The organism is Corynebacterium sp. HMSC075D04 (assembly GCF_001815635.1).
Lineage (GTDB): Bacteria > Actinomycetota > Actinomycetes > Mycobacteriales > Mycobacteriaceae > Corynebacterium > Corynebacterium coyleae.
The window spans coordinates 1-9,253 of the sequence record NZ_KV821367.1 but is presented as its reverse complement, the minus strand read 5'-3'; the positions used below and the strand labels follow the sequence as shown (position 1 = coordinate 9,253).

The 9,253-nt window shown below is 62.7% G+C and carries 6 protein-coding genes; 5 read left to right on the top strand and 1 reads right to left on the bottom strand.

Annotated features, from left to right (window positions below; translation table 11 throughout):
- Positions 1-525: 525 nt before the first annotated feature.
- The gene (locus HMPREF3048_RS10590) at positions 526-1,854 is read right to left on the bottom strand and encodes a tyrosine-type recombinase/integrase (protein ID WP_070772198.1); all 1,329 of its coding nucleotides are present in this window, start codon (positions 1,852-1,854) and stop codon (positions 526-528) included.
- A 263-nt stretch (positions 1,855-2,117) separates the two neighbouring features.
- Between HMPREF3048_RS10590 and HMPREF3048_RS10585 the strand changes: the two genes are divergently transcribed.
- The 5 genes from HMPREF3048_RS10585 (at position 2,118) to HMPREF3048_RS10565 (ending at position 8,336) form a co-directional block, all read left to right on the top strand.
- Entirely contained in the window at positions 2,118-2,315 is a 198-nt protein-coding gene (locus tag HMPREF3048_RS10585) for a helix-turn-helix transcriptional regulator (protein ID WP_070772196.1), read from the top strand.
- A 29-nt stretch (positions 2,316-2,344) separates the two neighbouring features.
- Positions 2,345-2,536 (top strand): hypothetical protein, encoded by a 192-nt coding sequence (locus HMPREF3048_RS10580; RefSeq protein WP_070772194.1) that lies wholly within the window; start codon positions 2,345-2,347, stop codon positions 2,534-2,536.
- Entirely contained in the window at positions 2,536-3,525 is a 990-nt protein-coding gene (locus HMPREF3048_RS10575; RefSeq protein WP_070772192.1) for a hypothetical protein, read from the top strand. Before HMPREF3048_RS10580 ends, HMPREF3048_RS10575 begins: the two co-directional genes overlap by 1 nt.
- A gap of 2 nt (positions 3,526-3,527) precedes the next feature.
- Positions 3,528-4,484 (top strand): hypothetical protein, encoded by a 957-nt coding sequence (locus HMPREF3048_RS10570; protein WP_070772190.1) that lies wholly within the window; start codon positions 3,528-3,530, stop codon positions 4,482-4,484.
- 69 nt (positions 4,485-4,553) lie between these two features.
- Entirely contained in the window at positions 4,554-8,336 is a 3,783-nt protein-coding gene (locus tag HMPREF3048_RS10565) for a DUF3987 domain-containing protein (RefSeq protein ID WP_070772188.1), read from the top strand.
- The last annotated feature ends 917 nt before the right edge of the window (positions 8,337-9,253 follow it).

Below are 9,253 nucleotides of genomic sequence, written 5' to 3'. Positions count from 1 at the left end.
GAATCGAACTCGCGACCTTCTCATTACGAGTGAGCACGTCGCGCATTTTGGCCGAAACACCGCGGTGTACACGACACAGCCACAGCCACCCTCACAGCCTGCACCGCCACACGACGCATGGGGGTATCAGCGCAGGTGAACATGGGTAGCAGGCTGCTACATAGGAAAACGGTACGTCCCGGAAAATCCCTACCCCGGATACCGACCAGCGACTGCACCACAGGGTCGGTTCGTCCTAGTCTGGTAAGGATTTGGTAAGCCTCATGCGCGAAGGACACATCACGTGACCTGCGGATAGCAGACTGCTACACAACACATGCGCCCGATCCTTACCAGCACAGTGGTAAGCCTGATCCCCCGCGGTGATACAGGCTACGTCCACGTGGCGAGCGTGGTGGCAACTGCGGCGATGTCTGCGGGTACGACTACAGGCACACCACCCCGACCCACGGTGATGCGCCTTACACCCATCCTATTGTCCTGGCTAACGCGCCGATCCCGCCGCAGTAAAGGACACAGCCTTTACTACTGATCACGCTGCATCAGCGGTGGTACACCCCGCGTCTCATACCGCCGGCGACGCCGAGCAGCACGTGCAGCCTCATACCGAGCCAGGTCGGTGTCTGTGGCGGTGTCGGTGGTGTCGGCGTCCGTGGATGTGGTGGTGTCCGTGGATGTGGATACGGCGTCGGTGGTGTCGGTGTCCGTGGATGCAGTAGCGGTGGTGTCGGTGTACCCGAGCGATACAGCCACAGCATCAGCGACCTGTGCACCGCCCTCGGGTGTCCACCATCCGTAGCGATCTTTTGTAAACGAGGACGACGCGTGGCCGAGTTGCCGCGTCACAAAAAGATCGGGCACCCCCGCGCTGATCGACGCCACCGCGTAGTAATGCCGCAGATCATGCGGGGTGAACTCCGGGATGCTGTTGTCTTTAGCGCGCGCCCTATCCAACGCAGGTTTCCACACCCGACGGCGCCAGTTACCAGCGCGGATGGTTTTACCCTCGGGCGACGTGAACACCAGGTCGCTCTTACCCTTACCCCGCACATGCTCCCGCAGTTCCTCCGCTAGCGGTGCGGGTAGCGCCACCAGCCGCGACTTGCCCGTTTTGGTGCGTGCTTTCACTGCACCCGTCACAGCCTCCACCACCGCAGCCACCCGCGCCACAGGTACACCGTCGGTGAGTTGCAGGTCGCCGACGGTGAGCGCAAAAGCCTCGGACTGGCGCATCCCGGTGAGTGCCAGGAAACGAATGAGCAGCCTATCCCGCGGTGGCGCTTCGTTAATCACCGCGAGCACATGCGCACTACTAGGCGGATCGACGGCGCCTTCCTGATCGCGCGGGCCTAGATGCACGCCGTCCGTGGCATCCACAGCCACAGCACCACGGTCGCGGGCCAGGTGCAGCAGGCGCCGCAGGTGGATCACCGCGTATCGCCGCGTCTCATACGTCACACCGTCCTGCACCATCGCGGTGACCCATTCATTCACCCGCCGACGGGTGATGGTGTCCACCGGCGCGTCACCGAACACATCCGCGATGTGTCGACGCCACAGCGATTTACCGTTCGACACCGACGGTGCGGATAGATCGGTGGTGTCCACCCACACGCGTTGGTAGTCACGAAGCGGTGACTTGCCGGCGCCGCGATCTAGTTCGGCCTGGCGCAGTATGCGCGCACGTTCACCCTCGGTAGTGGCGGTGCCAAACCACCACCGCTCCAACTCGCCGCGGGTGCGCATTACTTTTGCCTGGCGTTTGCGATTCACGTCGTAGTAGCGCAGGCGGACGCGAGGCTCACCGCTAGGCAGGGTGAAGGCGTGCCACGTCGCATCACCAGGCTGTGCCAAAACAGTGTCCTCACTACCCCCACGGGGATTTATATTCACACACTTGTGCTACTAGGTCACAACCAGTTAGCAGACGTGATCTACACCGAATCCGCAGGTAGAAACCGTTTCTAAGACTGATTGTGAATACAGGTCACAATAACGGTACCATACCTACCCCATACCCGCCTCATACCCCCCTGATACCACCCCCATTGGTGTGGTAATCTTACCTCATACGGACACCGCAGGGGTGTCCACGACACCAGGGAGGACCAGCACAAATGAGTACCACCATCCCCAGCGGTGATCTTCTCACTACCGAGGACTTGATCACCCGCTACCCCGGCACCGGGCCGCGCACATGGTCGCGCTATCGCCGCGAGGGTGGCGGACCCGCGTTTATGCGCGTGGGTCGCCGCGTTCTATACCGCGCCGAAGACGTGGACCAGTGGGAGCGCGACCTCGCCGCGCAGGACTAATCGACAACACCAATAAGGACGGACTCACTATGAGCATGCTGATCGCCAACGCCAGCAACACCACACCGCGTGGGTGGATACCCGCGGACGACAACCCCCTGTTGTCGCCCGCAGCACGTGAGGCACGACGCCGCCGGCGCCTAGCGACACAGGCCACCCGCACACACGCGGTGGACACCAGCCACATCAACGACGACCCCGCGGTGGGGGTGCGTGGCTAATGATCATCAAAGGACTTAAAGCCAGCGACTGCGTGACACCCGACCTGATCGCCGGACTCACCGAGGCCGAGCGTGCGATCCTGTTCATGGATGTCGTGGTCGCCGCCGCCGAGGGCGGTGAGTGGACGGATGCGGACACCTTACGGATCAGATCCCGCGACGGTTTCGCGGTGGCACCGTCGGCGATGTTGTCCGCTACCCGAGCCGCGATGCTCACCGACCTAGACGGGTATGTGGCACTGCACCGCGGTGAGGTGACTGTGGATTCAACCATCACCCTGCTTACGTGGAGCGCCGGCGACCTGCTACAACGCGGGGTACTAGACCGCATGCAGCGTGAGGGGTGGGTGCGTGAGGACGACACCCCGCATGTGCCTGGCACCTCGCGGCATGTAAAGGACCGTGAGGACACCGTGGTGCGTCTACGGCGCGTCATAGACGCGGGGTGGGACTACGGTGTCTACACCTCGCTAAACGGCAAATACGGCGCAGAGGAAACACTGCAATTGTGGCGTGGCCGGGGTGGCGATGTGTCACACGCATCGCAGTGGCGACCAGTATGCGTGCGTGACCGCCTCGCAGCCTATTCCGCAGACGCGCTAGAACGCACCATGCAGCGGTGGCTAGTCACAGGTAAGGACCTAGTAGCGGACGCAGCGGATGCGCCCTTTAAGGACGCGATGACACACGCACTGCACATGGTGCACGGCACCGACCCGGACGCACGCGCGGTGTGGCGGGGTGCGTGGCTGATGATAAAGCGGGGAATCATCCCACCGCCCGACGGCACGACCGTGGACGACCTCGCACAGCGGTGGGGTGTGCACCACGACCTGTGGGGGCGAGCGGTGGGACTCACCGTAGTCGGATCGGAACGCGCATGGGGGTACGGGCGCCAGCACAGGACCACATACCCCGAGGACGTCGCTACATACGCAGCAGTGAACACCCACACCATCGTGGACTGCATCACACCAGGGAGGAACTAACCATGAGCAACAACAACAACACCAGGACCGACCTGCTGATCATGCCCGGCACCGCGGTGGACTTTTGCCTAGCCGCCTGCATCGGCACCGACTCCGATGCCCTCGCAGCGGTGATGGTGGACGCAGGTATCACCGACGACACCACCGCCTGCATCACCGCGGATGTGATGGTGCGGTACCGGGCGCGCGTATCCGGCGGCCTCGCGTATGAGGTGTCGGGCTACGAGGTGTCGGTGCCCGAGATAGCGCAGGTGATCGCGCGCGACATCACCGCTCACGACATCGACCACATCACCCTTGCCGTGCGGCATGTGGCTGATGTGTCTGCATGCCTGTGGGCGTGGGCGGTGGCTGTGCAGGACGCAGCACACCGCGACTACGACGATGTGTCCTACGGTCCCGGACTCGCGGCACTAGCAGCCTATATCCGGGGGCGTGGCCGCGGGCCGCATGATCACCAGGACTACGTGGATCACGCATATATCGCGGTGTACAACGCGACACTGTGGCCGGAGCGTAAGCGGGTGGACCGGACGGACCCCGCGGTGGTGGGCCAGGCGCACACCATGTGGTTATCCCCGCACCCTCCTGGTGACCGGTTACCGACCACATACGACCTAGGCACGACAAACCGCGGCGTCACATCCGCGATGGTGAAAGACGAACTGCGGGAACTGCTCACCGAGGTGTCGGACGAATACCCCGAGTACACCGCGGTGATGCTCGACGCGATGGACGCCGGGGTGATGGACGGGTACACCACTATGAACCGCATGCTCACCGCGGGGTGGGTGTCGCTATCCGACGACGACCGCGACGAACACGACTGGTACCACCGCAGGGTGCGCAGCCTGTTGCAGGAATGGGACGGAGAACATGTGGTGCGACTGCGACCCTTCGACGACTACACCACATATGCGCGACGCGCACTAGCAGCAAAAATGACCTCGCCGCGGTAGGCGACCCATAAATAAAGGGTGGTGTGCGCTATCGCCAACAAGCACACACCACCAGAAAGGACGGCTCCTATGAGCACCTTCGATTCTACCAACACCGCCTGGCACCAGTACACCGGTACACCGAACACCGCTATCGCATCGCTGTGGCCGCAGGATAAAAAGTTCGACCTCACGGCACAGCACTTCAACAAGTTCGTCCCGGTGAATCCTGCGGGCACCCTCACTAAAGATGGTGCACCCGCTGATAAGCAACCGTGGGGCGGGTATTCCTCACGTAAACCGGTGGACGCAGACACCGCCCGCGGCCTGATCGCCAGCCACGGCATCAACATCGGCGCACTACCCACAGTGGACGGCAACATGGTCGCGGTGGACGCGGACACGCAGGACGCGGTGGACGCGTTTAGCGCGTGGATGGTGGACACTTACGGGTATCCGGTGGTGCCGACCGTGCTCACACCGGGGGTGTACGCCGACGCAGGCGCAGGCTCACTAAAGGCCGGACACACAGGCGGTGCGCATGTGTGGGTACACACGCCTGTGTCTGTGGCATCGCTGTTCCCCGAGGGTGCACGTATCCCCGCGGTGAAGCCAGGTACCGACGGGTGGGATGTGAAGTTCGGCGGCTCTTACGTCCTGGCTCCACCGAGCGAGCGCGCCGAGGGCGCTTACACGCCGGTGATGGTGGACGGCGACCTCGCGGTGTTGTCTGTGCCGCCGACGTGGGTGGTGGATGTGCTGATCCACCGCGGTGTGCTTGACCGTAAGGATGTGACCATCACCCCGAAGACGCCTGCACGCCCGAGCGCCGATCCGGCGACCATGCGCATTGTGCGCAGTCTGCTTACTGGCGGTGACGGTGAGCAGTTGTGGTGGGGTAGCAGCCGCCAGCGCGACGAGGTAGCTGGGTATGTGCGCGCATGTGTCGCATTTAACTACGCGATGCAGTTGTCACTGTTCGGCGGCACATCGCCGGAGCCTAACGGCGTGGTGGACGACGACGCCGAGTTGCAGCGTCGCCTGTGCATGATCCTGGCACGCCTACGCGGGTATGCAGCACCGGGTGAGGCGATGTGCAGTGTCGGTGTGAGCATCACGGTGACTACTGCGGGTAAGCGGCACACAGCGACCTACTCGCCTTTATCCACAGCGCCGCCTAACCCGTGGGCGCCGGGCGGTGCCCTCGCCGCGGGGTCGCCAGACACCGCCACAGACACCGACACAGACACCGCGGTGGATGGTGTCGCGGACACAGTATCGGCACCCGCAGCCACCGCGGTGTCCACCGTTACCGAGGACCTACCCGAGCCTGATCCGGTGGACGACGAGTTCGCCGACACGGGTTACGGTGACTGCGACGAGTTCGCCGACCTGATCGACCAGTGGGCGGATTCCACATCGTGGGATGAACTTCTTACAGAGTTGGATAGTAAGTGGGAGGAGACTGGCGTCGATAGTTGTGGGTGCCCGGTGTTCCGCCACCCCACCGCGAGCAGCGACCGCAGCGGCGTCGGACACACCGCGGGGTGCAAAACCGGCGAGTCGCAGGTATTCAACGCTTACTCCACGAACGTGGAGTTCGACTATTACCGCGGATACAACAGCCAAAACGGCGTGATCGCCACGAAGTTCGACCTACTGTGCAGCATCGAAGGCACCGAAGCCGACGCGATGCAGGTGGTGGCCGACACATGCGGTGTGGATAACCCGCTAGTGGCGGACGACGACGACACCATCCCGGCGCTACCCGGTTTCGGTGGTCCGCTGGAAGATGATGCACCAGCGCCTGCACCGGCACAGCCGCAGCCGCCGACACCACCGACACTTACTGTGGTGGGTGGCACCGCGGTGGATACTGCACCGACCCAGCCGCAGGCACCCGTGCAGTCGCCGACACCGACGACACCATCAGTGCAGCCGCAGGCACCAGCACATGCACAGGACACCGCGGTGGACCCGTTTACGGTGATCCGTACTTACTACCCCGCAGCGCAGGTGGTGCAGCAAAAGGGCGGGCGTTTCCTAGTGTTCCCGCCGGATGATGTGAACTACCAGCACACACCACTATCCGCCGACGCGGCCGCTACTGTGGCGGATGTGATCACCATGATGCGTGACTGCGGTGTAACTGTGTCGCAGGACACTGTGCGTGGCGTGGCCGAGTCTGCACGCGCAGGCGGATTGTCGGGTGTGTCGGACGAACTGTGGCCGGAGGGGTACCCCGCGTCGCCGGAGCATGTGCGTAGGATCATGGACTTTAGCGATTACACGCGGTGGGTGTACTACAACTGTGTCACCGCACAGGGCGGTATCACCGCAAATCCGGTGGTGTCCTATGTGGACGCGCTAGTGAGGGCGTCCGCGCTAGTGCCCTGCACCATCCACATCCCGACCGGTGGTGAAAACGCGGTAGTACCTGTGGCGTTTTATCACGTGGCCGCAGGACCATCAGGCTGTGGCAAATCCGTGGCCACCGACGGCCGCGGGTGGGCGTGGACGGGCGATGGTCGCTTACCGGTGATCAACGACGGATTCGACCTGCTCGACGTCACTGTGTCGCAGGACGAGGTGATGCGCAGACGCGGGATCGTCCGCCTGGCTAACCCGGTGGTGGTGACACCGCAGGATCAGCGGGGTGAGCCGACCATGCCGACGGTGCAGCGCACGCCTGTGGGCGGGTTTGCTCATGTACCCGAGGTGTATCAGTCTCTTGACGACTACCAGTTCACCGCAAATAGTGGCGAGGCTATCGGCGCGCGCTTATCGCGTGCGTGGCTGGCGAAGCGGTACCCGCCCGCTACCAACGACACCGACGACGACGACACCACGGTGCAGACACCGCAGTGGGTGGCTAGTGATGCGGTACCGAACGCAGTGGCACTGCTTAATGAGCCGGAGTTGGCGCGTTTCGTGGCGGTGTCGGGTCGCAGTGGTAACACTGTGTCGCCGGTGTTGCTATCGGCGTTTGTCGGCGAGCCTATCGGCGCGGACACCAAAACCGAGCAGTGGTCGCTCACCGGTCGGTATGCGGTGGCGATGCGTGGTGGCACACAGCCGACGGTGTATGCGGCACTGCGGGACCAGGCCGATGGTAACGGACTGGTCCAACGCATCCTGTTCACGTGCGCCGAGTGGCCGTTAGGACGCGCCGATATTGGTGTGCAGCCGCCGCCGCAGGATGTGGTCGCCGGCACGCAGGCGTTTAAGTACCCAGGTTATGTGTGGACGCAGGCCTCACCGCTTACCGGTTTCACCATGTGCCCGCGCGCGATGCAGGATGTTCGCCTTAAGCGCTTTAACGGGCGCATCGACGACGGGTGGGACCCCGGTGAGGGCGCGCACCTTTACGACCACGGACTGCCCGAAGACCAGGCACCGCTGTTCGAGCACGGCACACTGATCGCGGTGAAACTCGCCTGTGCGGTGGCAGTACTGCACGGCACCAGCCACATCAACGAGGCGATCTGGGATCACGTGGGCGACCTTATGAGCTACTACCGCAGGACGCTGGTAGGGCTAGAGGCACAGGCCGCGATGCAGGACGCGAAACGGGCACAGGCTGTGGGTCGCCGGCGTCACCAGATCGCCGCGGGTGAGGATGCAGCACGCAGCGAAACCAACAAGCAGCGCAGTAAAGCGGTGCGGCGCCTGCGGGATGTGTTCACCGACCCTGCTAACGCGGGGCGGGTGTTCACACGCCGGGACCTGCGTGGGCGGTGTTCGACGTCGTATAGGCCACAGTTCGACAACGCGCTAGACCTGCTGTTGCGCCGTAAAGAGATTTTGGGATCAGCCGCCGAAAATAAGTACTGGCTAAACCCCAACCCGCCGGCGCAAAAGGACACAGCCTAGCCACCACCACCGCGGTGGACCACACCCCTGCTATGCACCCCGCATGGTGGGGGTGTTGTTGTGTGTGTGCATGGCGGCGACTGTGGCCTGTGTCGGCGGCCATAGCGGATGAACAGGACACCGCGGTGGCATTGTCCGCAGCGGATGCGTGGTGGTTCGTCCTAGTGCAGGACGGGTAAGGTGGTTCGTCTTTTGCCAACAATGAGGACGCATGAGGACGGTGAGGACGATTTTTGCGGACGGCAAAAACCCCCTCTGACCTGCATGAGGACGGTGAGGACGGTGAGGACGATTGTCTCGCACAAATCCGTCCTCATGCGTCCTCATGTGGCGCAGGACACAGTCGCAGACGCAGCCTCGCGCTAGGACTAGCCACCGCAGTACACCAGACACACCGCGGTGTTGTGACACACAGGCACTGATAAACCACTGCATTGTGCAGTCACACCACACCGCAGTAGTGAGGACGAAACTATACAAGACGACTAAAGCCGATTTTTATATGTATTTGTATATACAACTCATATAGATAGGTGTGAGGACGGTTTTGCGGGGGATAACCGTCCTCATCGTCCTCATCGTCCTCATGCAGGTCAGAGCATGTTTTCATCGTCCTCAAAAATCGTCCTCAACCGTCCTCACCGCGGTGGACACAGGCACATCGGTTCGTCCTTACACAGCCACACACCCGCGGTGGACACAGGCACAGCCGCGACACATACATAACCACCGCCACACCAGTTCGTCCTTACACAAGTACACCTACGCGGTGGACACAGCCACAGCCACTGCCACAGTGCGCGAGCCACAACACCACGACACAGCCACAGCACACACCAGCGCACGCTGCACCGGCACAGCGCACACGCCGACACCGAAGGGGTGGGGGGTGTTCCTATATAGGTTGTCAACTCCGT

Bases quoted from the DNA above. Each gene is read 5' to 3' on its own strand.
- HMPREF3048_RS10570 (WP_070772190.1), top strand. From the start codon at position 3,528: ATGAGCAACAACAACAACACCAGGACCGACCTGCTGATCATGCCCGGC.
- HMPREF3048_RS10565 (WP_070772188.1), top strand. From the start codon at position 4,554: ATGAGCACCTTCGATTCTACCAACACCGCCTGGCACCAGTACACCGGT.
- HMPREF3048_RS10585 (WP_070772196.1), top strand. From the start codon at position 2,118: ATGAGTACCACCATCCCCAGCGGTGATCTTCTCACTACCGAGGACTTG.
- HMPREF3048_RS10580 (WP_070772194.1), top strand. From the start codon at position 2,345: ATGAGCATGCTGATCGCCAACGCCAGCAACACCACACCGCGTGGGTGG.
- HMPREF3048_RS10575 (WP_070772192.1), top strand. From the start codon at position 2,536: ATGATCATCAAAGGACTTAAAGCCAGCGACTGCGTGACACCCGACCTG.